The sequence below is a fragment of the Parabacteroides sp. AF39-10AC genome (assembly GCF_003635405.1).
GTDB lineage: Bacteria > Bacteroidota > Bacteroidia > Bacteroidales > Tannerellaceae > Parabacteroides > Parabacteroides distasonis.
Window position 1 is genome coordinate 1 of sequence record NZ_QTLP01000073.1, and the last position, 1,492, is coordinate 1,492.

At 59.0% G+C, this 1,492-nt stretch carries 1 protein-coding gene; it reads left to right on the forward strand.

From position 1 onward, the window contains the following. A partial coding sequence (locus DW033_RS24205) for a GNVR domain-containing protein (RefSeq protein WP_305036341.1) occupies positions 1-1,492 on the forward strand: 1,492 nt, incomplete at both ends.

A 1,492-nucleotide genomic window follows, 5' to 3' on the forward strand; every position in this document is an offset into this window, starting at 1 on the left:
TCGACAGGCTCCCCGCCATATTGCCCACCCCCGTGGGGGTTTTCAGTTTCACGTGCATGGATTCCATACCGGAGTTGGAGGGCGGGGAGATCGAGCTGGTCGCCCACGTCCATACCCCCACGTCCACTGCCGAGGCTTACGGCAAGGAGTTGAGCGTGACGCCCTCGTCCAAGACGACGACGATCGCCAAGGTATCCTTGAGGAACACGGTGAGGCGACGAGGCGTGGACTTCATCAATCGCTTGGTGTCGTTCTACAACCAGGACGCCAACGACGAGAAGAACGAGGTGGCGCAGAAGACGGCCGAGTTCATCGAGGAGCGCATCGGCATCATCAACGGCGAGCTGGGCACTACGGAGAGCGAGCTCGCTGCCTTCAAGCAACGCTCCGGCCTGACGAATTTGACGAGCGACGCCCAGATGGCTTTGCAGGAAAGCTCGAGGTATGAGCAACAACGTACGGAGAACGCCACGCAGATCAACTTGGTGCAGTATCTCCGCAATTATATCGACGATCCTGCGAACATGGACGAGGTGATCCCTGCCAACGTGGGCCTGCGGGATCAAAACCTCACCTCTGTCATCGACCAGTACAACACGATGATCATCGAGCGCAAGCGCCTGTTGCGTACCTCTTCGGACAGCAACCCGGCCATCATCAACATGAACGCCGGCATCGAGGCTATGCGCCGCAACGTGAGGACGACGGTGAACAGTGTCTTGAGGGGGCTCCAGATCGCCAAGGCGGACATCGACCGTCAGGCGAGCAAGTTCGAGAGCCGCATCAGCGACGCCCCGAGGCAGGAGAAGGAGTTCATGACGATCTCCCGCCAGCAGGAGATCAAGGCCACGTTGTACGTCATGCTGTTGCAGAAGCGTGAGGAGAACGCCATCACGCTGGCAGCCACGGCGAACAACGGCCGCATCATCGAGGAGCCGCTCGCCGATGAGCGTCCTGTCGCCCCGAAGAGGATGGTCTTCATGCTTGCGGCGTTGATCTTGGGCCTGGCGATCCCGGTGGGCATTGTCTACCTTCATGACCTGTTGAAATACAAGATCGAGAACCGTGAGGACGTTGAGGCGATCACGGGCGTGGCTATTTTGGCGGAGCTCCCGTTGGTCAAGAAGACGGGTGAGGGCTCGATCGTGGTGCGTGAGAACAAGAACGACCTGATGGAGGAGATGTTCCGGGGGTTGCGCACGAACCTCTTGTTCATGCTAGGCAAGGACGAGCGTGTGATCCTTTTCAGCTCCACGCAACCGGGCGAGGGCAAGTCTTTCGTCGCTGGCAACTTGGCGGTGAGCTTGGCTTACTTGGGCAAGAGGGTGGTGGTGGTCGGTATGGACATCCGCAAGCCGGGCCTGAACAAGGTGTTCAATATCTCCCGTAAGATGGAGGGCATCACGAACTACCTTAGCGACCCGGATCACGTGGAGTTGTTCGACATGGTCCAGCGATCCGATATCAGCCCTAACCTCGATATCCTCCCGGG